The sequence below is a fragment of the Mobilibacterium timonense genome (assembly GCF_900155555.1).
Taxonomy (GTDB): Bacteria; Bacillota; Clostridia; order Peptostreptococcales; family Anaerovoracaceae; genus Allobaileyella; species Allobaileyella timonense.
This window is the reverse complement of the sequence record NZ_FUHN01000008.1, coordinates 308,388-334,213: the sequence shown is the minus strand read 5'-3', so window position 1 is coordinate 334,213 and position 25,826 is coordinate 308,388. Positions and strand designations below refer to the sequence as shown.

The window sequence follows — 25,826 nt, the reverse complement described above, 5'->3', positions numbered from 1 at the left end:
AGTTATAACAGAAAAAACAGGAAAGGAATTTTAATGAGCAAGGATAATGGACAGAAGGCTCCTGTTGAAGACCGCGAGATGACCGCAGAGGACCTCAGCGAGCAGAGGAAGATCCGCAGGGAGAAGCTGAAGAATCTCCAGGAGATGGGCCGTGACCCTTTCGTACACGAGACTTACGACGTGACCGCCCACAGCGGTGACATCAAGGACAACTTTGAGGCCATGGACGGAGAGGAAGTGGCCATCGCCGGAAGGATAATGACCAAGAGGGTCATGGGAAAAGCAGCCTTCTTTGACCTCCAGGACAAGCAGGGCAGGATCCAGTGCTACGTCAGGAGAGACGATATCGGCCAGGAGGAGTACAGGCTCTTCAAGACCTACGACATCGGAGACATAGTGGGCATCAAGGGCATCGTCTTCAAGACGAAGACCGGAGAAATATCCGTCCACACAAATGAGCTCACTCTGCTCACCAAGTCCATCCAGGTTCTCCCTGACAAGTGGAGCGGCCTGAAGGACCCGGATCTCAGATACCGCCAGCGTTACGTCGACCTGATCATGAACAGCGAGGTGAGGGACACATTCGTGAAGAGGTCCCGCATCGAGCACATCATCAGGCAGGTGCTGGAGGAGGACTACGGATTCCTGGAGGTAAGGACCCCTATACTCCAGACCATAGCAGGAGGAGCCGCGGCCCGTCCTTTCATCACCCACCACAACACCCTGGACATCGACATGTACCTGAGGATCGCCACAGAGCTTTACCTGAAGCGCTGCATCGTGGGAGGAATGGACAGAGTCTACGAGCTGGGACAGTGCTTCAGAAACGAGGGAATGGACCAGCGCCACAACCCTGAGTACACCTCCATGGAGTGCTATATGGCCTACGGCAATCTGGACAACATGATGGACATCACTGAGCAGATCGTGTACAAGTCCGCGATGGAGATCAACGGCTCACCGATCATCAAGTATCAGGGCAAGGAGTTCGACGTGACTCCGCCGTGGAACAAGATCGACATGACCGAGACCGTTCAGAAGGTGACGGGAATTCCTTTTGACAGGATCGATACCGACGAGGAGGCCAGAAAGGCCGCCATCGAATACGGAATGGATCCGGAAGATGTAAACAAGTGGACACGCGGAAAGATCATCGCAGAGATGTTCGACGACTACTGTGAGGACGTTCCGGGTCTGATGGACGGACCTGTTTTCCTCACGGGACATCCGGTGGAGATATCCCCGCTGGCCAAGAAGGATCCTCACGATCCGCGCATCACCCGCCGCTTCGAGGCCTACATAAACGGATGGGAGCTGGGCAACGCCTTTTCCGAGCTCAACGACCCTATCGACCAGTACGAGCGCTTCGCCGAGCAGCAGAGAGAAAGAGAAGCGGGAGACGACGAGGCCCATCCGATGGACATGGACTTCGTGAACGCCATCGAGGTCGGCCTGCCTCCTACGGGCGGACTCGGGATCGGCGTGGACAGGCTGATCATGCTGATCACCGACCAGCCTTCGATCAGGGACGTGATCCTCTTCCCGACGATGAAGCCTGAGGGCATGAAGGCTCCTAAGGAAAAGGTGGATCTGGATCTCTCCAAGGTCCAGGTGGAGCCGCTATTCCAGGACATGGTGGATTTCGACACCTTCAGCAAGTGCGACTTCAGGGCAGTGAAGATCAAGTCCTGCGAGGCCGTGCCTAAGAGCAGCAAGTTGCTGAAGTTCGTGGTGAATGACGGATCCGGAGAGGACAGAGTCATCCTCAGCGGCATCCACATGTACTACGAGCCGGAGGAGCTGGCGGGCAAGACCGCCCTTGCCATCACGAACCTCCCGCCGAGGAAGATGATGGGCATCGATTCCTGCGGCATGCTTTGCTCTATGGTGTGCCAGTACCAGGGCGAAGAGCACCTGGACTTCATACTGCTGGACGACCACATACCGGCGGGAGCGAAGCTGTACTAAGACAAGGATAATAGAATAATACAGATGATAAGAGGTACTCCCTTTCAGAAGCGGTCTGAGAGGGAGTGCTTTTTGGTAGATCACAAGCATGATTCTTGCAATTGCTGTTTCTGTACTGAAGAAAAATGCCAGATATGGCAAAAATCTTCATTAGACTATGGCGGACAGATGATGGTATATTGGTGATCGGAGCAATGGATTTTATGTTGGACCCGGGAAGCCTGGATCTCTGATCTGGGTTAAGGTATTCTCTGCATCAGGAAAAGGGGTGAAGTTATGAACGACAATGATCTCAGGAAACGAATAGGCGACCTGGCTTTCCAGGTCACGCAGCATGGCGCCACAGAGAGGCCTTTTTCCGGGGAGTATGATGACTTCTTTGAAAAGGGGATATACGTGGACGTGGTGAGCGGCGAGGTGCTCTTTTCATCTCTGGACAAGTTCGATTCGGGCTGCGGCTGGCCGGCTTTTTCCAGGCCAGTGGCGGAGGACGCACTTAAGGAAAAAACAGATACGTCCTTCGGCATGATCCGCATAGAGGTCCGGAGCGCAGAGGCAGGCTCTCATCTGGGGCACGTTTTTCCGGACGGGCCAGAGGAAACGGGAGGCCTTAGGTATTGCATCAATTCTGCCGCGTTGAGATTCGTGCCGTATGACGAAATGGAAGAGCAGGGGTACGGAGAGTACAGGAAGCTTTTTGACTGATCTTCATTTCCCATCTGCCTACTGTAAGTGCAGAAACGATAAAGATTGCGAACTGAATGCGATTTGCAATCAGACGAAATATAATGGAGAAAAAAGAGGAGGCGATGTCTATGGCAAGAACAGCAAATGTATTTGCACGTGTTGAGCCTGAGGTGAAAGAACAGGCAGAGCAAGTGCTTGATCGACTTGGCATTCCGATGTCCAATGCAGTAGGAATGTTTCTGAGACAGATTGTACTCCAGGGAGGGATTCCTTTTGAAATGAAACTTCCGGCTTATGAGGAACCTGTTGCATATGGCTCTCTTACAAAGGAACAGTTTGATGCAGAAATAGAAAAAGGCACGAAAGATATTTGTGCTGGCAGAGTTTACTCAGCAGATGAAGTTGAAGCAGCAATGAAACGGGAATTCGGTTTATGAAGTATAAAGTGATGTATACAGCAGAAGCTAGAAGAGATCTGCGGATTATGTATCATGGACGTGATGTTCACGAGCAGTTAAGTCAGACGGAAGACTTTTCAGATAAATAAAATAGTGTGTGCTCAGGCGTACTGCAATATGAATAAAGCCTTCGAAAGGGAATATATGCGTGAACGTGGTGAGCGGCGAGGTGCTGTTTCACCCGTTGGACAAGGTTAATCTATGCTGCGGCGGATTGTTCCCTGGGATCTATCGAGCCGATCAAATAAATAGCGAAAAATAATAACATTCCGTTGGATTTCCAACGGGATGTTTTTTTGTCCTGCTGTAGAATACAGCTGTAAGGAAAACAGAGCACAGATTCCGGGTGCGCCGACGGCCACAGAAACAGCACGGTCTCCGGAAGTTGATCAAAGGTAATAACAGTTCTCGATGAACAGGAGGATCCAACAATGGAAAATGCAAAAATGTTTTGTTATCAGTGCCAGGAGACGGCGGGATGCAAGGGATGTACAGTAAGGGGCGTGTGCGGTAAGACCCCTGACGTGGCAGCCATGCAGGACCTGCTCATCTATGTTACAAAGGGCCTTTCTGCAGTGACCACACAGCTCAGAGCTGAAGGGACGACCGTTGCAGAAGACGTAAACCACCTGGTTTCGGTAAACCTTTTCACCACTATCACCAACGCGAACTTCGACCTTGAGGCCATCGCGGACAGAGTTGAGATGACCCTCAACACAAAGGCTGAGCTTCTCTCACAGGTAAAGGATGCTTCCGGGCTCCCTGCAGCAGCGAAGTGGAGTGTTTCCAGAGATGAGTACGGCGCAGCGGCTAAGAACGTAGGCGTTCTGGCCACAAAGGACGAGGACATCCGCTCCCTGAGAGAGCTGATCACCTACGGACTGAAGGGACTGGCTGCGTACTCCAAGCACGCTAACGCTCTCCTGCAGGACGATGCTGATGTAGACGCATTCATGCAGAGAGCCCTGGCAGCAACACTGGACGACAGCCTCACCGTTGACGACCTGGTAGCCCTGACTCTGGAGACCGGAAAGTACGGCGTTCAGGGCATGGCTCTCCTGGATAAGGCCAACACAGAGGCATACGGAAACCCTGAGATCACAACAGTAGACATCGGCGTGAGAAAGAACCCTGGCATCCTCATCTCCGGCCACGACCTGAAGGACCTGGAGATGCTGCTGGAGCAGACAAAGGGCACAGGCGTAGACGTGTACACACACTCCGAGATGCTGCCTGCCCACTACTATCCATTCTTCAAGAAATACGACAACTTCGCAGGCAACTACGGAAACGCGTGGTGGAAGCAGAAGGAGGAGTTCGAGAGCTTCAACGGACCTATCCTCATGACCACCAACTGCATCGTGCCTCCTAAGGACAGCTACAAAGACCGCCTCTGGACGACAGGCGCTGCGGGATACCCTGGATGCAGGCACATCGACGGTGAGTATGGCAAGGAAAAGGACTTCAGCGCCATCATTGAGCAGGCTAAGACATGTCCGGCTCCTACCGAGATCGAGACCGGAAGCATCGTCGGCGGGTTCGCCCACGAGCAGGTTTTCGCCCTGGCAGATCAGGTAGTGGACGCGGTCAAGTCCGGAGCTATAAAAAAGTTCTTCGTAATGGCGGGCTGCGACGGCCGCATGAAGAGCAGGGAGTACTATACAGAGTTTGCGAAGGCGCTGCCAAAGGACACCGTGATCCTCACAGCAGGATGCGCGAAGTACAAGTACAACAAACTGAACCTGGGAGACATCAACGGTATTCCGAGAGTTCTGGATGCCGGACAGTGCAACGACTCCTATTCTCTGGCCCTCATCGCCCTGAAGCTCAAGGAGATCTTCGGACTGGACGACGTGAACGAGCTCCCTATCGCGTACAACATCGCATGGTATGAGCAGAAGGCAGTGATCGTGCTCCTGGCTCTCCTGAGCCTGGGAGTGAAGAATATCCACCTCGGACCTACACTGCCTGCATTCCTCTCACCAAATGTTGCAAACGTACTGGTAGAGAACTTCGGCATCGCGGGTATCGGCACAGTTGACGACGACCTGAAGCTGTTCCTGAACTAGTGGAGAGATAAGACGAGGTACCGGGATACGCCGGGAGATGCCGGTAACACGTTTGAGCAAGTCAGGAGAGGGTTTATGGAAATAGAGATCAAGCGCATCTACGAAGAGGCTGAACCCGGGGACGGAAAGCGGATCCTTGTGGACCGCCTCTGGCCACGGGGGATCTCAAAGGAAAAAGCCGGTATAGATGTGTGGTGCAAGGAGATCGCTCCGTCCAGGGAGCTGCGGACCAGATACCACAAGGGAGGCATGGACTTCATTGAGTTCGCCCGGGAGTACACAAGGGAACTGGATCGTAATCCCTGCGCCCCGGAATTTCTGGAGCATGTTCGAAGCTGGGGCAGAGTGACATTCCTTTTTTCCTCGAAAAACCCTGAAGAAAACAACGCCGTCGTCCTCCGCGAGTGGTGTCTGCTGGACTGACACATTCTGGAATCACAACAGATCACGATGACGACCTGAAATGATCGATTTGGAAACAGGCTGTCGCATTTTGAGAGAGAAAGTGCGGCGGCCTGTTTTCTGTTTCCAGCCGCGCCCTGTTGGCCGTTGCAGCCTCCCAGACAGCATCTTGTTTTTTTTCCATACCGCCACCCAAAGTTCCTGCTGCGGCCGCGCAATTTCCCGCCGCCGGGGTTATAATCAACGGAACAGAGAAAAAGAAAGGAGACTTGGATATGCATGATATTTTAGATGTTTTGAAGGGGCGGCGCTCCGTCCGCAAGTACAAGGAAGAACCTGTTCCGGAAGACCTCATGGAGGAGATCATCCAGGCCGGGCTCTACGCTCCTACCGGGATGAACCGCCAGGAGACTCTGATATTGAAGATCACCGAGCCCTCTGCCGTGAGAGAACTGGGGCAGATCAACGGGAAGCTCATGGGCCGGGAAGGATTCGATGGCTTCTACGGAGCGCCGGCGGTGCTTTGCATTTTTTCCAGGAGGGGTGCCCGCACCGGCATCCATGATGGCTGCAGCGTACTGTCCAATATGATGAACGAGGCGGCGTCCCTGGGCCTTGGCACCTGCTGGATCCACAGGGGCAAGGAGCAGTTTGAGACTCCAGAGGGAAAAGAGCTCCTCAAGAAGTCCGGCATCGACGGCGATGCCTACGAGTGCGTCGACAGCGTGGTGGTAGGCTTCCCGGAGGGGGAGATCCCGCCGGCAGGTCCGAGAAAAGAAGGACGGGTGTTTTCGATCTAAGTGTCGGGGTGTCACAGTGTCAGGTGGCGGTCTGGAGGTGGATCTCCTGCGCTCAGTGAGACTGGGAAATGTATATTAGGTTAGAGAAGGATAACCGAAGATTTTCCGCGGGACTGGTCTCAAATTTCAAATAAACTCAGATGTTGATCCGCGCATGTGACTTTGTATAAATGATGTATATTTTATAATTATGCGCTTGTGAATTTTAAGATTTGCGTTATACTATGAAAGGTTTGCATAGAAATAGTAAATACCTGATGTTATTTGAAAGGATCAGAATTGGAGATGCTTATCAGACGTAGTACCATCAAGCGCAGAGTGGCAGCGGCTTTTGTGGCTTTCCTCACGGCCGTCACCATGCTCCTGCCGGGGCAGGCTTTTGCAGAGGCAGGCGGCAGCGACGCAACATCACATGTTCACGCCCAGATATCCGTGACCAACGACACCTGGGAGGCAGGAGTCACATCCATAGTGTCTTTTAAATACACCATTGACCGGGGATCCATCCACCCTGGTGATTACGCCATCGTCACTATTCCGGAAGACATCGCGTCAAAAGTCAGCTTTTCCCTGAACAGCCAGCACTTTTCAGGAAAAGAAGACCTGGGGGGCGGCAGGTACAAGATCATCTTCGGCGACGGCATCGAGAGCGGCCTGTCCGGCAGCTTCAGCGCCTTCGTCACAGCTGTCAGCAAAGACACCTCGTCGGCAGGGAACATATCTCTGGGAGAGGCTTCGAAAAAAATAACAGTGGCTCCTCAGAGTTCATCGACAGGAGGAAGCGGGAAGTTCACCGATACCATAATGAAGGACGCCGTTGACAACCCTGGCATCAGTTTTGGTGGCTATGATTACTCGGATCCGTCCAGTGCAGCTCAGATCGGCATCGCTGACCTGACAAAGGGCGGAAGCTATAAGTTCAGACTTTATATCAACAGGAAAGAAGGAAATATTTCCCAGGTGACAGTGAACGACAGGATCCCGGATGGAATGACACTGGACAAGGATAAGGGGATCCAGGTCACAGACTGGGATTCACATAAGGCCATAGATCCGTCTCTGTACTCATGGGAAATGGACCAGCAGAACCTGGTGTTCAAGTATCCGGGCAGCTTCAGCAACCACATCCTGGTGACTTACTGGGCCACGGTTCCGGCCGGGTCTAACACCGCCAAGTTCACAAACACGGCCAACATCACGTATACCGAGAACGGAGATGTCCACCAGGAGCACAAGAGCTACGTTCTCCAGGGCAGCGCCAACAACGCCTCCAACGGAGAGAAGAGCGTGGACAAAACGGAGATCACCACTGACCCGGATGACCAGATCGTTACGTATACAATCAAGTTCTGGAACAGCAACGGTTTTTCCGAGAACGAGATAAACCTCACGGACGACCTGGACTCCCACGTGAAGTTCCTGAGCGCAGAGGAGAACGAATACTTTTCCATAAAACAGGACAAGGACGACCCGCAGAAGATCCACATCACCAACACCAAGGCGATAGACGGATCCACCACCACATACGTGCGTTTCACCGTTGACATGAGTGATGTTCCGGTGGGCTACACCGTCAAGAACTCCGTGGGCGGCAACACCACCAAGACCACCAAGGTCCAGAAGGAGGAGCCGAAGCCTGTGGATGAAAAGATTTCCATCGACGTTAATGGCAAGTGGTTCGGCGGCATGGAAGAGTTTGAGACCGTGTACCTCAAGGCCAACGGCAAGGTCGTGAGCAAGATCGACCTGAACCCGGGCAACAACTGGAGTTACACTTTCACCGACCTTAAGAAGCAGGAGAATGGCACAGACATCGTTTATACCATGGAGACCGACGGCGCTGACGGGTACACCACAGAGGTGACCGGCGGCCGCGACGATGGATTCGTGGTCACGAACACCAAGAAGAAAGAGGAGAAGCCGAACGTCCCGGCAAACACGACCGACAAGCCGGACTCCGGAAATACGACGACCACCAAGACCGCAACGACAAAGGCCACAAAGGCCGAGGCTCCGGTGCCGAAGACATACGATCCTGGAAAAACAGGAGACTACATGGTGCTGCTGGCCGGCTCCGCAGCGGCGCTGTTATTCCTTGCGGCAAGGAGGGCATCCGGAAAGAAGGCTCACCAGAACAGGTAGAACGATACCCTTACATACACGCCCCCGTCAGGCACTGATCCGCCTGGCGGGGGAACTTTTTTTTGAGGCCGACTCGTCCTGCGGCGTCCTCACTTCACTCCAGCCGTGCTCCGGCAGGCAATGCTTCAGCCGCGCCCAGATCGCGTTCCGGCAGGCAGTTCGCCAGCCGCGCCCAGATCGTGTCCCGGCAGGCAGTGCACCAGCCGCGTTCCGGCTGTGCCCCGGCCGTGGTATCATATGGGCAGAAAGTTCCGGGACATCCGGAAAGACTGAACGGCAGATGGTCGCAGTGAGTACGAGAGCGGGAGGGTCAGTCATGAACGATCCGGCAATGGAAAAGGCCCGGGAGATCGCCGGGATGGTGGAAAAGAAGGGCGGGCGTGCCTACTTCGTTGGCGGTTTTGTCCGCGACCGCCTTCTGAATATTGAAAACAAGGACGTGGACGTGGAGGTCCACGGCATCGAGCCGGGCGAGCTCAAGGAGATACTGTGCAGGCTTGGCAAGCCCCTGGAGTACGGGGCCAGCTTCGGTATCATGTCCATGAGCGGCCTGGATCTGGACATCGCCATGCCCAGGAAGGAACGGGCCACGGGGAACGGCCACCGGGATTTCCAGGTGGAGGTGGATCCGTTCATCGGCCCTGAGAAGGCCGTCCGCCGCCGCGACTTCACCATGAACGCCATGATGGAGGACGTGCTGACCGGAGAGATACTGGACTTTTTCGGGGGCAGGGAGGATCTGGAAAAAGGGATCATCCGCCACGTGGATCCCCGAACTTTTCCGGAGGACCCCCTGCGGGTCCTGCGGGCCGCCCAGTTCGCGGCGCGGTTCTGCTTTTCCATAGCCCCTGAGACCATCGACCTCTGCGGCGTCATGGACCTTTCGGCGCTCTCCCGGGAGCGGGTGGAGGAGGAGCTGCGGAAGGCGCTGGTGAAGGGGGAAGAGCCTTCAAGGTTTTTCCAGGCTCTCCGGCAGATGGGGCAGCTCCACTGCTGGTTCCCCGAGCTGGAGCAGCTGATCGGGCTGGAGCAGGATCCCGTTTTCCATCCCGAGGGCGACGTGTGGAACCACACCATGGATGTGATCGACAGGGCCGCCGCATTCCGCGGCGAGGTCTCGGATCCTTACGCTTTCATGCTCCTCTGCCTCACCCACGACCTGGGGAAGATCACGACGACGCAGTTCGTGAAGGGGCGCATCCACGCCTACCGCCACGAGACAGAGGGCGCGCCGCTGGTCGGCGCTTTTCTGGACCGCCTGGTCTCCGAGAAAAAAACGAAAAGCTATGTCATGAACATGGTCCCCCTCCACATGAAGCCCAACGTGGCCTCGAGATCTCACCCGGCCCTCAAATCCACGAATCGCATGTTCGACCAGGCCAGCGCGCCTGAGGACCTGATATGGTTCGCCCAGGCAGATGCCCCGGTGAGGGCGGGCACCGAAGCCTTTACGGGCGATCCGGAATTTCTTCGGGAGAGGCTGGATCAGTACCGCCAGATCATGGACAGGCCGTGGTTCACCGGCCGCGATCTCATGGAAAAAGGTCTGGAGCCAGGTGCGGACTTCGGCGAGTTCCTGGCCTACGCTCACAAAATGCGGCTGGCGGGAGTGGACAGAGACTCGGCACTGAAGCAGACAATGGCGTACGCCAGGAAAGAAAGGAAAAACAGAAAATAAAAAACTGGCATACCGCCCGTTGCCCGGCGCGGTGTGCCAGTGATTTATTTTGCGCTTATTTTGCGTATTGCCCGTTTACGAATACGACATCTTCGTCAGGTCCGAAGGCTGAGTTGCTGTAGGCCTTAATCGCCGCGATGATGAAGTCCGCCAGGAACCACATTCCGAGGCCGCCTGCAGTGATGAACTTCAGGATGCCGAGCCCGATCTGCCCCCTGTAAAACCTGTCGACTCCGAACTCTCCCAGCACGAAGGCGAAGAGCCACACAAAAACGTGCTTGTTGCACTTCCTCATGGCCCCTCCGGCACGCTGTCCTCCCATTCCGTTCGCGGCTCCAGATCCCGCATACCGCCCGGATCCATACTGATCTCCGTATTGTCCGCCATACTGTCCGCCGCCGGCCCCGGCCTGCGCGCCGTCCGCCGGATACGCATCCAGCGGCTCGTCCTCCGCCTTCGACACCAGCATTCCGTTGTCGGTCTCAAAAAGCCTCACCGTATCCCCTTCCCGCGGATCCTCGTACTGCACGGCCGAGAGCGGGGCCTCCGAAAGATTGCCGCTGCCGTCGCTGATAAAAACCTTTTCCCCATCTATCCTCACTATATGTTCCATATGATCACACCCCTTCTGGAAACTGGCGTTAGTCTCGTTGCCTCGCGCGGTGCATGCGCACCCTCTACGAGTGGGGTCCGCATGCACCGCATATGCGTTCCACACAGGAGCATTATACAACAATATCGAGGGAGAAAGGGGGCGTTTTGGACTGGGAAAAGAAAGAGTCATAAAAAAGTGACTCTGACGATCTGCGGGTAATTTCGAGGGGGAAATCGAGAGGTGTAACTATTGGCGAAATCACTCAGATGCTATAAAGTATAAATAATTGAACAATGCACGAAAACACAGAGACAGACAAGAAGTAACTGGTAGAGGGGGATATCATGAAAAACAACGATGTGGGCACTGTAATACTGATGATATTGCTATTTCCTTTTGCAGTGTTAAGAGCAATACTGAAAAAATCTAAGTACTAAGAAATTAAGTGGGTAGCAATTCTAATTCTGGTATATTTATTAAGAGCGTGGAAGGAATTCTTCTGCGTAGTATATAGAAATATTGTGTGTTAAGGAGATAAGACCAAATGAACAAGCAACAGCTGGCGACAAAAATCTGGGAGTCCGCAAACCGTATGCGGTCGAAGATCGAAGCAAATGAGTACAAGGACTATATACTGGGATTCATATTTTACAAATACCTGTCAGATAAGGAAGAGCAATGGCTGTACACTAAGGATTACACGAAAGAAGATATCAAAAACTATGTGAATGAATCGGCTGAGGACGAAGATTCATCAAAGTCTGAAATGCAGCAGAGTCTTGGTTATTTCATTGCGTATGAAAACCTGTTCTCTACATGGATAGAAATGGGACCAGACTTCTCTGTTGACAACGTGCGTGTAGCACTCTCTTCGTTCAGCAGGCTTATCTCCGAGTCTCACAAGAATGTCTTTGAAGGAATATTCAACACTCTCGAAACCGGCTTATCTAAACTTGGAGAAAATGCAAAAGCACAGACCAAGGCTGTCAGTGATCTTATCCATTTAATAGATGAAATTCCGATAAACGGCCGCCAGGATTATGACGTACTAGGCTTTATATACGAATATCTGATCTCAAAATTCGCAGCGAATGCAGGGAAAAAGGCAGGGGAGTTTTATACACCTCATGAGGTGTCCCTTTTGATGTCTGAGATCGTTGCAGATCATCTTAAGGACAGATCGGAGATAAAGATCCTGGATCCGACATCGGGATCTGGTTCTTTGCTTATAAACATAGGAACAACAGCTTCAAAGTATCTGGGAAGTTCAGACCATATACGTTACTATGCTCAGGAGCTGAAGGCCAACACCTACAACCTGACAAGAATGAATCTGGTCATGAGAGGTATTCTTCCAGACAATATCGTTACTAGAAATGCCGATACGCTGGAGGATGACTGGCCTTATTTTGATGAAAACGATCCTAAGGGAACATATGAGCCTCTCTATGTGGATTCTGTAGTTTCCAATCCGCCATACAGCCAGAGGTGGGATCCGTCAGGAAAAGAAAATGATCCACGTTACGCCAGATATGGAGTAGCCCCGAGGTCCAAAGCAGATTATGCGTTTCTGTTGCATGATCTGTACCACTTGAAACCAGATGGAATAATGACTATCGTTCTGCCTCATGGTGTCTTGTTTCGCGGTGGCGAAGAGGGTGAGATCCGCAAGAATCTGATCGAGAATAATAATATCGACGCGGTCATAGGACTTCCTGCCAACATTTTCTTCGGCACCGGTATCCCGACGATCATCATGGTCCTGAAGCAGAAACGCCAGAATACAGACGTTCTGATCATAGATGCATCAAAAGGGTTTACAAAAGAAGGGAAAAACAACAAGCTGAGAGCTTGCGATATCAGGAGGATAGCAGATACTGTCCGTGAGAGAAAAAGCGTCGACAGTTATTCAAGAGTCGTGGGACGCGATGAGATCAGGAACAATGATTACAACCTGAATATCCCTCGTTACGTAGATTCCTCAGAAGAAGCCGAGAGTTACGATATTTATGCTTCTATGTTTGGTGGAATTCCCGAGAATGAAATAGACGATTTCTCGGATTATTGGAGTGTGTTCCCTTCACTGAAGGATGAGCTTTTTGAAGGAGAGGAGGAATACAAGAATATATGCACTGAAGATGTGAAAAAGACCATCCTTCAGAATGCAGATGTAAAAACCTATCTGAAAAACTTTGAAGAAACGTTTTCAGATCTGGGAAGCAGTCTCGACAATAGATTGATAGATGATGTTGAAACTTTGTCACTGCCGAAGACAGAGGAAGAAATTGCTCAGGACCTGTTCAAAAGATTTGCCAATGTTGATCTGCTGGATCCATATGAGGCATATCAGGTGTTCAAGGATCAATTTGAAACGATATCAGGGGATATCGAGCTGATACAAACAGAGGGTCTGGAGGCTGTAAACCAGGTAGATCCTAACATGGTGATAAAGAAAAAGAACGGGAAGGATGCAGAGGTGCAGGATGGCTGGAAGGGCCATATTTTACCGTTTGAACTTGTGCAGAGGGTTTTCCTAACAGATGATCTGGAAAAGATCAACGAAATGAAGAATGAGCTTGCAGATATCCCTTCGGCATACGACGAGGCCTTGGACAACTTGAGTGAAGAGGAAAAAGGGACTATATCTGATGCGTTGAACGACGAGAATGACGGCTTCGTGTTTAAAAACATCAAGGGTGTCATAAAAAATCTGTCAGAGGATGAAACGGAGTACAAAGAACTGATAGATGTCCTTAAAACAGCTGAGGATTTAAACAAGAAGGAGAAAAAACTCAAGTCTGAATTAAAGGTTAAAGAGAAAAAACTTCACGAAAAAACAAAAGAGACCATAGAAAATCTCACGTCAGATGAAATGCATCTGATGCTTCACGAAAAGTGGGTGGATCCAATCGTATCTGGAACAATGGCATTAGCAGAGTCAATGATCGACTCCTTTACAAAATGCATTGAGGGACTGGCATCGAAATATGCCGTTACAATGCGTGACCTTGATGAGGAAATAAAGAAAACAGAGGATGCTCTATATTCAATGCTTTCGGATCTGACAGGAAGTGATTCTGACATGGAAGGCATCAGAGAGATGCAGGCCCTTCTGGGAGGTGGAAGCCATGAGTAAAGAAAAGACACCTCAGATCAGATTCAAAGGTTATACAGATGATTGGGAACAGCGTAAGGTTAGTGAAGTAACGGACAGATATGATAATTTGCGTATCCCGGTGGCGGCAAGTTTGCGAGTTGCAGGCACAACTCCTTATTACGGAGCGAACGGAATTCAAGACTATGTAGATGGATATACTCACGATGGTGAGTTTATCCTTGTCGCAGAAGATGGAGCGAATGACCTTAAAAATTATCCTGTAAAGTGCGTAAAAGGGAGAATTTGGGTCAATAATCACGCTCACGTTCTACAAGGAAAGTATGATTGTGCAGACAATCAATTCCTTGCCTATGCCATTAGTCAAGCGGATATTGAGTCACTTTTGGTCGGCGGGGGTCGTGCAAAACTCAATGCTGAAACACTAATGGGCATAGACTTACTGTTGCCAAACAAGGCTGAGCAAATACGAATTGGCAAGTATCTTGCTCAACTCGACAACCTTATCACCCTTCATCAGCGTGAGCTTGACTCGTACAAAAAATTTAAAAATGGTATGCTTCAAAAAATGTTTCCGAAAAATGGGGGGACTGTCCCGGAAATAAGATTTCCAGGATTTACTGACCCTTGGGAACAGCGTAAGTTGGGAGATGTAGTTGAGCGAATCACACGCAAGAATCAAGATTTGAAATCTACTCTTCCACTAACGATTTCGGCTCAATACGGGTTAATCGATCAAAATGAGTTCTTCGATAAACGAATCGCCAGTAAAGATGTGAGCGGTTATTACCTTGTCCGTAAAGGCGAATTTGCGTACAACAAGAGCACTTCAGCAGATGCCCCGTGGGGAGCGATAAAACGTCTTGACCGCTATGAAAGTGGCGTATTATCAACGCTTTATATCGTGTTCCGGATTCTTGATGATAGCAAGACAGACTCGGACTATCTGGTGTCATATTATGATACTGACCTCTGGCATAAAGGCGTTCAAGCTGTTGCTGCTGAAGGTGCTAGGAACCATGGATTATTGAATATTGCGCCGGCCGATTTCTTTGAGACAACGCTGACGCTTCCGCAAGACATAGAGGAACAGCGATTGATTGGGCGTTACTTTAAGAGCCTCGACAACCTTATCACCCTTCATCAACGAGAGGGAAAAAGTTTAATAACACTATAAACAGGAGCAATTATTATGGATCATTTTGAGAAAGAGGCTGATTTTGAAAGAGCTCTTATCGCTGCATTGCAGAGTTATGGATGGGAGAAGGAAGTAATCTGCAATCCTACTGAAAAGGATTTGATAAAGAACTGGGCAGATATCCTTTTCGAAAACAACAGAAATATCGACAGGCTCAATGACTGTCCTCTCATAGATGAAGAAATGGATGAGCTCCTGGAACAGGTGAAAAATGCCCGCACACCTCATGCCATAAATGGTTTCATCAACGGAAAAACTGTAGCTATAACACGTAAAAATCCGGAGGACAAGCTCCATTATGGTAAAGAGGTAAGCCTGAAAATATACGATCGGCAGGAGATCGCGGCTGGGCAGAGCCGTTACCAGATCGTAGAGCAGCCACAGTTCCACCGTCATGAGGAGGTGCTTCAGGACAGACGGGGAGATCTCATGCTCCTTATAAACGGCATGCCTGTTTTTCATATTGAGTTGAAGAAGACAGGGGTACCAGTTCAGGAGGCGGTGAATCAGATCGAGAAGTATGCTCATGAAGGTGTCTACACCGGCCTGTTTTCTCTGGTCCAGATCTTTGTTGCGATGAATCCGGAAGAAACATTGTATTTTGCCAATCCGGGACCGGACGGCAAGTTTAATCCGGACTTTTATTTTCACTGGGCGGATTTTAACAACGAGCCGATCAACGACTGGAGGACCATAGCTTCTACGATCCTTTCCATTCCGATGGCGCATCAGCTTATTGGATTCTATACCGTTGCAGACGACTCAGATGGCGTTCTGAAAGTAATGCGCAGTTACCAGTACTATGCGGCAAACAAGATATCCGACAAGGTTTCCAAGAACGACTGGTCAGAAGGCAACCAGCTTGGAGGATACGTTTGGCATACAACAGGTTCGGGTAAAACAATGACATCCTTTAAATCTGCCCAGCTTATCGCAAGCTCCATGGACGCTGATAAGGTCGTGTTTCTGATGGACCGCATAGAGCTGGGCACTCAGTCATTAAAGGAATACCAGGCATTTTCTGATAACATCGACGATGTACAGGAAACAGAGGACACGGTTGCTCTGATATCGAAGCTGACAAGCACGGACACTAAAAACACCTTGATAGTTTCTTCTATCCAGAAGATGAGCAATATCAAGGAAGACGCCGATGTAAAAATGCAGTCAAAGGATCTGGAAAAGATACAGAAAAAGAGGATAGTGTTCATTATTGACGAATGCCATCGTTCTACGTTTGGCGATATGCTTGCGATCATCAAGAAGACTTTTCCAAATGCGTTATTCTTCGGCTTTTCGGGCACGCCTGTTTTTCAGGAGAATGAAAAACTGCTGACCACAACGGCGGACATTTTCGGCGATGAACTTCATAGGTACAGCATTGCAGATGGCATAAGAGATAAAAACGTCCTCGGATTTGATCCGACCATGGTTATGGTGTACAAAGACCGGGATCTGAGGAAAAGGGTGGCGCTGCAGAAGTCGGGTGCTTCGTCAGAAGAAGAGGCGGTCAAAGATCCGACGATGAGCAAAAAATACTATCACTACATGTCGCCAGATGAAGTCCCGATGGCCGGCAGGTTGCTTGAAGACGGAAATTGCCATCGCGGAATTGAAGACTATGTTGAGGCTGAGGCGTGGCTCACAGATGAATATCAGAACGCAGTGGTAGAGGATATCGCAGAAAACTGGTTTACCATGAGCCGAAACAACAAGTTTCATGCCATATTTGCCACATCGAGTATCCCGGAGGCGATCAGATATTACAAGAAATTCCGCCAGAGATTTCCGGAATTGAAGGTCACCGGTCTCTTTGATCCGAGTATCGACAACAAGGGCGGGAAGCGTTCCCTTGACAAGGAGGATGGCCTGAAGGAGATGCTTGAAGATTACAATCAGATGTACGATCAGCATTTCGATATCGGTGGATATGGAAAGTTTAAGAAGGATGTATCGGCCAGGCTGGCGCACAAGAGGCCATATGATCGTATAGACAGTGAAAAACAACTGGATCTTCTCATAGTTGTGAACCAGATGCTTACAGGGTTCGATTCAAAATGGATCAATACGCTCTATCTCGACAAGGTGTTGGTGTATGAGAACCTTATACAGGCTTTTTCAAGGACGAACAGACTGTTCAACATTAATGAGAAGCCGTTCGGATCCATCAGATACTACAGGATGCCTCACACGATGAAAAGGAACATAGAGGATGCGGTAAAGCTGTTCTCTGGCGACAGGCCGCAGGGCCTTTTTGCGGACCATCTTCCAGATAATGTGAGACATATGAATGAGTCATTCCTGGATATGAAAGAGATCTTCAAAAGCGCAGGGATCACAGATCTTGACCGGTTGCCGGATGACACACCGTCTAAAGCTAAGTTCGCCAAATTGTTCCGGGAATTTTCGACTTACCTGCAGGCAGCAAAAATTCAGGGATTCAGTTGGGATAAAAAAGAATACTCCTCAAAGATCGATGCTGAGGACGAAAGGGAAGAAGTGATGATCCCTTTGATCCCAACGGAAGACCAGTATGAGATCCTTCTTATGCGTTATAAAGAACTTAGAAGAGATGGAGGGCCTGATGGAGTTGAGGATGGAGAAATAACATTCCCGATCGATCCGTATCTCTCAGAGCAGAATACAGGTGTGATAGATCAGAATTACATGAATTCAAGATTTGAGAAGTGGAAGAAGCAACTCAGTGATCCAGATGTGGATCCGGTGGAGTTGGACGAGACTCTGGCTGAACTGCACAAATCGTTTGCATTCCTCTCTCAAGAAGACCAGAAGCATGCGAACCTGTTCCTGCACGATGTTCAGACGGGAGATGCGGTCCTGGAGGAGGGGAGGACTTTTCAGGACTATCTTACACAGTATGCGAAAAGTGAGAAGGATGAACAGATCAGTCGACTGGTAGAGATCACCGGGTGTTCGGAGGAGCTTCTGAGAAAAGTGATGGATGCACATCCAACAAAGAACAATCTGAACGAATACGGCAGATTTGATGAACTCAAATCCACAGTTGTGAGAGATAAAGCGCAGGAGTATTTTACGAAGAAAGAAGGACATTCTATGCCTCCGTTTAAGGTCAGAAATCGTGCAAATAAGCTCCTGACAGACTTCGTGCTCTCGGGTGGATTTGATATCCCTGAGCCAGATGATGAAGAGACTGGTGAGAAATGATCGGATGAAGGTCGGTTCTTCATTGGCATAAAAGGAGAATTATTTTATGCTGAATGAATTTCAATCAACTGATCACCTTGTGGATTATTTCAACAACTGGGTGTCTGTATATAAAGAGGGTGCTATCAGAGACGTCACATTATCCAAGTACAAAATGAGCCTGAAATGGGTCGAAAAGCTTGCGCCTGATCTGAAGCTCTGCGATGTGAGCAGGATTGCGTATCAACAGATAATAAATGAATATGCAAGAGAGCATGAGCGGCAGACGACCATGGATTTTCACCATCAGCTCAAGGGCGCTGTTCTGGATGCGGTCGACGAAGGCCTCATTCCCAGAGATCCGACAAGAAAGGTGATAATAAAGGGGAAAACACCGTCAAAAAAGAAGATCAAATATCTCAATCAATTTGAACTTCACACTCTGTTAAAAGGACTGGATCTGGGTGATCAGGTCAGCTGGGACTGGTTCATTCTTTTGATAGCGAAGACGGGCATGCGTTTTTCCGAAGCGCTTGCGATAACTCCGGCTGACTTCGATTTTGCGCACCAGACTGTATCGGTCAATAAAACATGGAATTATAAAGATGGAGGTGGCTTTTCTCCAACGAAGAATAAGTCTTCAGTAAGGAAAATACAGATCGACTGGCAGGTCGTCATGCAGTTCGCAACGCTGGTTAAGGACCTTCCTCAAGACAGGCCTATATTTGTGCCGAACGAGAAGGTCTATAACTCCACAGTGAACGATATACTGGAAAGCCATTGCAACAAGTTGAACATACCTGTTATTTCTGTACATGGACTTCGGCACACACATGCGTCCATACTTCTTTTTGCAGGCGTTTCACTGCCAAGCGTAGCAAGACGTCTTGGCCACGCCAGTATGACTACTACGCAGAAAACATATCTGCATATAATTCAGGAACTTGAGAACCAGGACGTTGATCTGGTAATGAGGTCTTTGTCGAATCTGATGTAACGGGAAAAATAGCCAATGAAGAATCGATACATTGGTAACGCCCTGAAAGCAGCGGTGCTGGTCCGAGAACAGGGGACGAGACCCACACCGGGCTTTACGCCGGTACGCTGGTGCTGTCGATAGCCCTTATGTCGCTTCTTGCGGCCAGGAAAAAGGTCGCACGGCGCAGGTAGTCCGGCATTCGCGCCTCGGCGCTGCCTGCAGCAGAGATAAAAAACGCCTGCGTGCAGCCCGCCGTCTGGGAATGATGCAAAAACACGGAAGAGCGGGGGAGCTGATCCTTCCGCTCTTTTTTCGTATGATCGCCAGATGGATCCCACTGCGCCATTCCCCCATATCATGGTATAATAGCCTCTGCAGTGCCGGAATCCGCGCCGCGGGACGCCTGCCGCCTTTGCCGCGGCACCTCGCACTGCCACCCGTTTTTTCCAGGAGAGATACCAGGAGAAATACCAGGAGAACACAATATGAAAGCACCATTTTCGACATATCTCAACAGCATATCCGGTGCCATGAAGGAGCTGGTGGAGCTCCTGCGCCCGGATTACGACTACGTCAGCGTGCTGTCCACCGACTCGCCGGGGCTTACCCTCGTGTGCTCCCGCAGCGGCCGGCAGGCCAGCCACAGCACCATGACCACCGAGCGCGGCAACGTGGTGAGAGTCTGCAGGGACGGCCTGTACAGCGAGTACGCCTTCAACGATTTTGACAGGGACGACATCCCCGCGCTGGCCGGCAGGATCCGGAAGGAGCTGGACGCCCAGCTGGAGCTCCTCAGGCTCACCGGTACGCAGGTCTACGAAACGGGAGTCCTGGCGGACGAGGAAAAAGAGCTTTTCGTGGAAAAGGAGACTGAGGTCCTGCCTGAGAAGGCGGTCGTCCGGGAGATAATGGAGCTCCTGGAGGAGATCACCCGCAAGGGCCTGGAGGCCTCAGAGGAAATAGTGGAGACCATCCTCAGGGCCCAGTCCACTCACATTTCCAAGATGTTCATCACGCCGAACAGATACCTCCGCCAGAGCTACGTCTACTCTGAGGCCATGTCAGCCGTGGTCGCCGCCAGGGACGGGAGGAACCGCATGGCCTACGAGGTCGTGTCCGGCTGCCGGGGGCCGGAGATGTTCAGGGGCCTGCTGGACAAGGTGGACAGGGCCGCGGACATGGCCGTGAAAATGCTGGACGCGGAGCCCGTGCCCGCCGGCACCTACGACATAATCACGGCACCGGACGTCACCGGTCTCATCGCCCACGAGGCATTCGGCCACGGCGTGGAGATGGACATGTTCGTGAAGCACAGGGCTATCGCTGCGGATCACATGGGCCAGCGCGTAGGCTCAGACCTGGTGACCATGCACGAGGGCGCCCTCTGTGACGAGAGCGTCACCGCATACGCCTTTGACGACGAGGGTACCCTGGCCGGAGACGTGACGGAGATCGACCGCGGAATACTCAAGGCCGGCATCTGCGACGCACTTGCGGCAGAGCGCCTTGGCATCAGGCCTACCGGGAACGGCAAGCGCCAGAACTTCGCCCACAAGGCTTACACCAGGATGACCAACACGGTCTTCGACTCGGGTAGCGACAGTCTGGATGACATGATCGCGTCGATAGAACACGGCTACCTGCTCCAGGGCATGGACAGCGGAATGGAGGACCCGAAACACTGGGGCATCCAGTGCATCGTCTCAAGAGGCTACGAGATCCTGAACGGCAGGCTCACCGGCAAGATGGTGGCGCCTGTGGTCCTCACCGGCTTCGTGCCGGACCTGCTGAAGTCGGTCTCGATGGCCTCCACTGACAGGGTCATCGAAGGAAACGGTGGCTGCGGCAAGGGCCACAAGGAGTGGGTCAAGGTGGCCGACGGCGGCCCTTACCTCAAGGCCAGGGCAAGACTTGGTTAAGATCGTGTCGGCGGAAGCGATGCCCGCGCCGTGCCGATGCATAATGCAGGTGAGACAGGACGGAGCGAGCTGATCCGGCAGGGATCGCCACAGATGAGATTCGCGTGGTATCACACGCGACAGGAGTTTTAGAAATGATAAATAAGATAACAGACGCTCTCCGGGCCTCGGACGCCTGGGCCTGGGAGCTCACAGATACAACTGAAAAAGACTGGGAGTTCTATTTCATCCGCCACCGCCTCGACCAGAACCGCGCCGTTGAGACGCGCCACACCTCCGTCACCGTGTACAGGGCGCTGGAGGAGGGCTTCACCGGCAGCGCCCAGATGGAGATCCCCCAGGGCTCCACTGACGAGGAGATCCGCAGCTGCATTTCGCAGCTCCTCACCGAGGCGGAGTTCGTGAAGAACCCGGAGTTTTCCCTCCACGGCCCCGAGGACATGGAAAAAGAAGATGACCGCGACGCGGAGTCCGGCGGCACCGGCGCTGCCGGAGAGGGCGAGGCGGATGCCGACGTTTTCCGGATAGCAAAGGACTTCATAGAGACCATGGACAGTCTCCCTGAGACGGACACGGAATACATGAATTCCTACGAGATATTCGTTCGGGACATCACCAGGCACTACATGAACTCCAGGGGAGTGGATCTCACGGAGAACTACCCTCAGTCCACCCTCGAGCTGGTGGTGAATGCCAGAAAGGGCGACAAGGAGATCGAGCTCTATCGCCTGCCGTCCTTCGGCACCTGCGACGCGGCGGAGCTGAAGAGCTACGTGACAGACCTTTTCCGGTACGGACGCGACAGGCTCGAGGCCGGGCCGACGCCGGCCATGGGCACCGCGGATCTCATGCTCTCCACCGAGGACAGCTGCCGGATCTACGAATACTTCCTTTCCCAGATGAACGCCGCGAATATCTACCGGAAGTTCAGCGACTGGGAGATCGGAAGGTCCATCGACCCGGAGGAGGAGATGCGGGAAAAGCTGACCATAAGGCAGGTCAGATACCTCCCGAACTCACCGGAAAACCACAGCTTCGACAGCCAGGGCGGCCCCGAGGCGGACCGGGTGCTCCTGGAGGAGAACGTTCCCCGCAGGTTCTGGGGCGGCCGCCAGTACTGCAGCTACCTGGGCATCGAGGATGGCTCCATTGTCTACAACTATCAGGTGGAGGGCGGCTCAGTTTCCGAAGAGGAGCTGCGGAGCGGCGACTACCTGGAGGTGGTGGAGTTCTCCAGCTTCGACGTGGATCCCCTCACCGGGGACATGGCGGGGGAGATACGCCTGGGGTACTGGCACTGCGGCGACCAGGAAAAGACGGTCACCGGCGGGTCGGTCTCCGGCAACGTGAGAGAGCTCATGGCTGGCCTCAGCTTTTCCGGAGAGACCCGGCAGTTCGGCACTGCGCTCGTGCCCGCCGTTACCCTGCTCAGGAACGTCACCGTGACGGGAATAGAAGACAACTAGCTGTATAGATCAGGACAAAGCGAAACGAAACAAATGGAAAACAAGGACACGATAACTTTTACGAGAGCCCACTACATTGTGGACGGAAAGCCTCAGAATGCGGGGAAAGCCGTATTCGCCGGAAGCGCCATGCTTGTCATGGATCCGGAGGGGCGGCCGCTGGACAGGGGAGTGGTCAATCTCTCTGACATGTACACGATACTGTACTGTGACCAGATCAGGAACCTGTCGTTCATACAGAAGAAGACGGGCACCGTCTCCATGCTGATCCTGTCGGACGACGGGGAGTACGACCGCCTGAAGGCCGGGGCGAAGAAGCACGCCGGCGCCGTGGCGCTCAGCCGCCAGAACTACAAGATCGCTCAGTACGCCCGCAAGATTTCGGACAAGGTGAAGGACGGAGTGGACATAACCGTGATGGACGCGGTGGACGAGTCCAAGGCCCTCTACTGCCCGGAATGCGGCGTCCAGGTAGAGCCGGGACAGCAGTACTGCTTCGAGTGCGGGGCAGAGCTTCCGCGCAAAGAGGCGTAAAAAGATCCATAATGCCCGTCAGAAACCTGGGATAATTATGAAGGAAAACTTAAGAATACTTAAAGATGAGGCTCCGAGCTACAACGGGGCCTTTATTGGTGCTAGTATCTTTACGTTAGGTGAAAGATTTAGGTAAAAGATCCAGACTCTGTAAACAGGAGTAAGACTAGTGACAGCTTTTTCCATAGACGAATACGAAAAGATCCTTCAGGTTACTGACCTCCTGGTCACCGGCGTCCCGGAGCCCTTCAGGAGAAAAAAAGTCCTTTTCCTGACCTTCGATTCCCGCGAAGTGAAGGAAGGTACTCTCTTCATCTGTAAAGGTGCGGGCTTCAGGGAAAAGTTCCTCCGGGACGCCGTGGACCTGGGGGCCGTGGCCTACGTATCCGAGAAGAGCTATGATGTTCCCGTTCCGGGCATCATCGTCTCAGACATCCGGAAGGCCATGGCGGTGCTGGCGGACAAGTTTTCCGGCAGCGCCTGGAAGAACCTGAATATCATAGCCTTCGGGGGGACAAAGGGAAAGTCCACGAGCACGTGCTTCATGAAGTCCGTGGTGGACGAGTACATGAAGGTGACCGGAGGAAAGCCAAGCGGGCTCCTGTCCACCATATGCTACTACGACGGAGGAACAGTCGAAGAATCCCGCCTCACCACCCCTGAGGCGGTGGAGCTCCACAGGCACATGGCCAGGGCAGTCGAAAACGGGATAACCTGGATGGAGATGGAGGTCTCCAGCCAGGCCCTCAAATATCATAGAGTGGACGGCCTCCGCTTCAATGTGGGGGTCTTCCTGAATATTTCCAGAGATCACATCAGCAGCGTGGAGCACAAGGACTTCGGGGACTACTTCGAATCCAAGATGAAGATGTTCCCCATGACCGACCACGCCGTGGTAAACCTCGACAGCGGTTTCTCGAACATGGCTCTCGAGGCCGCCCACAGCGCAGGCGATGTGACGACGTTCAGCATTGAAGATCCCGGCGCCGACTACTATGGCTACGACATTGAGAACTGGGGAGAAGGTTACTCATTCAAAGTAAAAGGAAAAAATATCAGCGGACAATTTGCCATCGGAATGCTGGGACTCTTCAATGTTGAAAACGCCATGGCCGTCATCGCCGCCGCCGGAGTCTGCGGCATCCCTGAGGACTGCGTGCGTAAAGGCCTCATCCAGGCCCGCGCCGCCGGCCGCATGGAGATCTTCACCACAGCCGACAGCAGGATCGTCGCCGTGGTGGACTACGCCCACAACGGCCTCAGCTTCAGGAAGCTCTTCGAGACCGTGGAAAAAGAAGGGCAGGACCGCAGCATCTATACCGTATTTGGCTGTCCGGGCGGAAAGGCCCTGGAGAGGAGGGCGGACCTCGGAAGAATAGCCGGAAAGTATTCCAGCAAGGTCTTCCTCGTTCCCGAGGATCCCGGGAAAGAGTCGGCCGACGACATCTCCCGCGAGATCTCCCGGTACGTCACTAAGCAGGACTGCCCGTACGAGATCGTGGATGACAGAGGCCTTGGCATAAAAAAAGCCCTTCGTCAGGCGGAGGAGAGCGGCAGGCCCGCGATGATCCTGGTGACCGGAAAGGGCCGGGAGACCCGGCAGAAGATCGGCCAGGAGTACGTTGACTGTCCGTCCGATGTGGATCACGTGGAAAAGCAGATCCGGGAGTATGACATGAGGCATCCCGCCGGAATGTGATGTGAGGATCTGATGTAAGATCAAAGGGCCCAGCGAAGGACCATTAAACAGAAAAAGGCAAAACAAAGGCGGTACTTCCAACTCTCGGACGTACCGCCTGCTAATTAACTGGCTCCATTTACACTTCTTTCTTTCTCATCTTACTCTTTCAGCTGAATCCTCAGCATCCTTAGTAATAACCTGATACGCGCTCACTTCCGCTTCATGGTGACCTGTGGCTGTTCTCCTGCTGTGCAACTCACTCACCCTGCAGATTACTGCGTCATACCGATGACGCCTTCGCTTTACCGTATCCTGTTCAATAGTGATAACCAATTCGTATTAAGTTGTTGCTCCTCGGCTGTTATCCATCCGCATCCCGTGGCCCTCGCCCCGAATCTGCACCGGCCTCAGATCATGCAACTGATCGCTGCGGTTCCCACACCCTGTCTCTCACTCGGGAGAGCGGCGGGAGAAATTCATCTTCTCTGCCGGAAGACCGTTCCTGACGTACTCAGGATCTCCACCGACCTGCCAGAAATGCTTCCCGGAACTGGACTTCGTCCCCGACCTTAGGCTCTTGCTCCTTGGGATCGTCCCTTCACTCCCGGAACCGTGTCTCCAGACCCGGTCTGCTGAACCGATGTCTGTACCTGGAATACATCCAGGGCCCGACTGCCTTCGCGAACGCTCCTCCGGCGTTTCGCCTGCGGCTTCGACACCTTCATGCGTTTTGCCTCACGCCTGAACTTCGACTGCCGCCCGTCTGGACCATCGACCCGACCCCCGCTACGAAGGGAAGGCTGCTTCCATCTGACCGTCTATGAGATTCTGCCGGTCTGCCTTGATGGTTGCTGAGGTGTTAGTGTGTCATTGGACCCACCTCCCAAAATCAGATTTGCTCTATCTCTGTTTGAGCTCCTCTTCTTTTCTTGTCTGCATTATACCTCAAATAATCGTGCGTGGCGCACGA

At 52.2% G+C, this 25,826-nt stretch carries 17 protein-coding genes and 1 pseudogene; 16 read left to right on the top strand and 2 right to left on the bottom strand.

Features of this window, described 5'->3' with window-relative positions; all coding sequences use genetic code 11:
* Positions 1-33: 33 nt before the first annotated feature.
* From lysS to BQ7382_RS07565, 8 genes and pseudogenes are all read left to right on the top strand, one after another.
* The gene (gene lysS / locus BQ7382_RS07600) at positions 34-1,968 is read left to right on the top strand and encodes a lysine--tRNA ligase (protein WP_077391514.1); all 1,935 of its coding nucleotides are present in this window, start codon (positions 34-36) and stop codon (positions 1,966-1,968) included.
* Between the two features lie 267 nt (positions 1,969-2,235).
* Positions 2,236-2,673: pseudogene (gene msrB, locus BQ7382_RS07595) on the top strand (peptide-methionine (R)-S-oxide reductase MsrB); the annotation flags it as partial.
* Between the two features lie 110 nt (positions 2,674-2,783).
* The gene (locus BQ7382_RS07590) at positions 2,784-3,092 is read left to right on the top strand and encodes a type II toxin-antitoxin system RelB/DinJ family antitoxin (protein ID WP_077391512.1); all 309 of its coding nucleotides are present in this window, start codon (positions 2,784-2,786) and stop codon (positions 3,090-3,092) included.
* Between the two features lie 452 nt (positions 3,093-3,544).
* A complete protein-coding gene (hcp, locus tag BQ7382_RS07585) occupies positions 3,545-5,182 on the top strand; it encodes a hydroxylamine reductase (protein WP_077391511.1) in 1,638 nt (545 codons plus the stop codon).
* A gap of 75 nt (positions 5,183-5,257) precedes the next feature.
* Positions 5,258-5,605 carry a DUF488 domain-containing protein gene (locus tag BQ7382_RS07580; RefSeq protein ID WP_077391510.1) on the top strand — a complete coding sequence of 116 codons (348 nt, stop codon included), beginning with the start codon at positions 5,258-5,260 and terminating at the stop codon, positions 5,603-5,605.
* Positions 5,606-5,859: 254 nt separating this feature from the next.
* On the top strand, positions 5,860-6,384 hold the full coding sequence (locus BQ7382_RS07575; RefSeq protein WP_077391509.1) for a nitroreductase family protein: 525 nt from the start codon (positions 5,860-5,862) through the stop codon (positions 6,382-6,384).
* Between the two features lie 285 nt (positions 6,385-6,669).
* Positions 6,670-8,526 (top strand): Cna B-type domain-containing protein, encoded by a 1,857-nt coding sequence (locus tag BQ7382_RS07570; protein ID WP_235847996.1) that lies wholly within the window; start codon positions 6,670-6,672, stop codon positions 8,524-8,526.
* 316 nt (positions 8,527-8,842) lie between these two features.
* Complete coding sequence (locus BQ7382_RS07565; RefSeq protein ID WP_077391507.1) at positions 8,843-10,204, top strand: CCA tRNA nucleotidyltransferase; 1,362 nt, start codon at positions 8,843-8,845, stop codon at positions 10,202-10,204.
* Positions 10,205-10,259: 55 nt separating this feature from the next.
* Here BQ7382_RS07565 and BQ7382_RS09700 read toward each other — a convergent pair whose 3' ends face one another.
* On the bottom strand, positions 10,260-10,817 hold the full coding sequence (locus BQ7382_RS09700) for a TM2 domain-containing protein (RefSeq protein ID WP_235847981.1): 558 nt from the start codon (positions 10,815-10,817) through the stop codon (positions 10,260-10,262).
* Between the two features lie 526 nt (positions 10,818-11,343).
* Between BQ7382_RS09700 and BQ7382_RS07555 the strand changes: the two genes are divergently transcribed.
* From BQ7382_RS07555 to BQ7382_RS07540, 4 genes are read left to right on the top strand one after another with little or no spacing between them, the layout of a single operon-like run.
* Complete coding sequence (locus tag BQ7382_RS07555) at positions 11,344-13,935, top strand: type I restriction-modification system subunit M (RefSeq protein ID WP_077391506.1); 2,592 nt, start codon at positions 11,344-11,346, stop codon at positions 13,933-13,935.
* The gene (locus BQ7382_RS09695; RefSeq protein ID WP_077391505.1) at positions 13,928-15,091 is read left to right on the top strand and encodes a restriction endonuclease subunit S; all 1,164 of its coding nucleotides are present in this window, start codon (positions 13,928-13,930) and stop codon (positions 15,089-15,091) included. The genes BQ7382_RS07555 and BQ7382_RS09695 overlap by 8 nt, the downstream gene beginning before the upstream one ends.
* A gap of 15 nt (positions 15,092-15,106) precedes the next feature.
* Positions 15,107-18,298: a type I restriction endonuclease subunit R gene (locus BQ7382_RS07545; protein WP_077391504.1), complete on the top strand. Its 3,192-nt coding sequence runs from the start codon at positions 15,107-15,109 to the stop codon at positions 18,296-18,298.
* Positions 18,299-18,344: 46 nt separating this feature from the next.
* Positions 18,345-19,274 carry a site-specific integrase gene (locus BQ7382_RS07540; protein WP_077391503.1) on the top strand — a complete coding sequence of 310 codons (930 nt, stop codon included), beginning with the start codon at positions 18,345-18,347 and terminating at the stop codon, positions 19,272-19,274.
* Positions 19,275-19,368: 94 nt separating this feature from the next.
* Here the strand turns inward: BQ7382_RS07540 and BQ7382_RS09555 are convergent, their stop codons facing one another.
* Positions 19,369-19,602, bottom strand: coding sequence for a hypothetical protein (locus BQ7382_RS09555; RefSeq protein ID WP_083708779.1), 234 nt, complete (start codon positions 19,600-19,602; stop codon positions 19,369-19,371).
* Positions 19,603-19,741: 139 nt separating this feature from the next.
* On the opposite strand from BQ7382_RS09555, the gene BQ7382_RS07530 reads away from it, so the two are divergent.
* From BQ7382_RS07530 to BQ7382_RS07515, 4 genes are all read left to right on the top strand, one after another.
* A complete protein-coding gene (locus BQ7382_RS07530) occupies positions 19,742-21,175 on the top strand; it encodes a TldD/PmbA family protein (RefSeq protein ID WP_077391502.1) in 1,434 nt (477 codons plus the stop codon).
* 134 nt (positions 21,176-21,309) lie between these two features.
* On the top strand, positions 21,310-22,641 hold the full coding sequence (locus tag BQ7382_RS07525) for a metallopeptidase TldD-related protein (protein WP_077391501.1): 1,332 nt from the start codon (positions 21,310-21,312) through the stop codon (positions 22,639-22,641).
* A gap of 33 nt (positions 22,642-22,674) precedes the next feature.
* Positions 22,675-23,175: a zinc ribbon domain-containing protein gene (locus tag BQ7382_RS07520; RefSeq protein ID WP_077391500.1), complete on the top strand. Its 501-nt coding sequence runs from the start codon at positions 22,675-22,677 to the stop codon at positions 23,173-23,175.
* Between the two features lie 169 nt (positions 23,176-23,344).
* Positions 23,345-24,874, top strand: coding sequence for a Mur ligase family protein (locus BQ7382_RS07515; RefSeq protein ID WP_077391499.1), 1,530 nt, complete (start codon positions 23,345-23,347; stop codon positions 24,872-24,874).
* Positions 24,875-25,826: the final 952 nt, after the last annotated feature.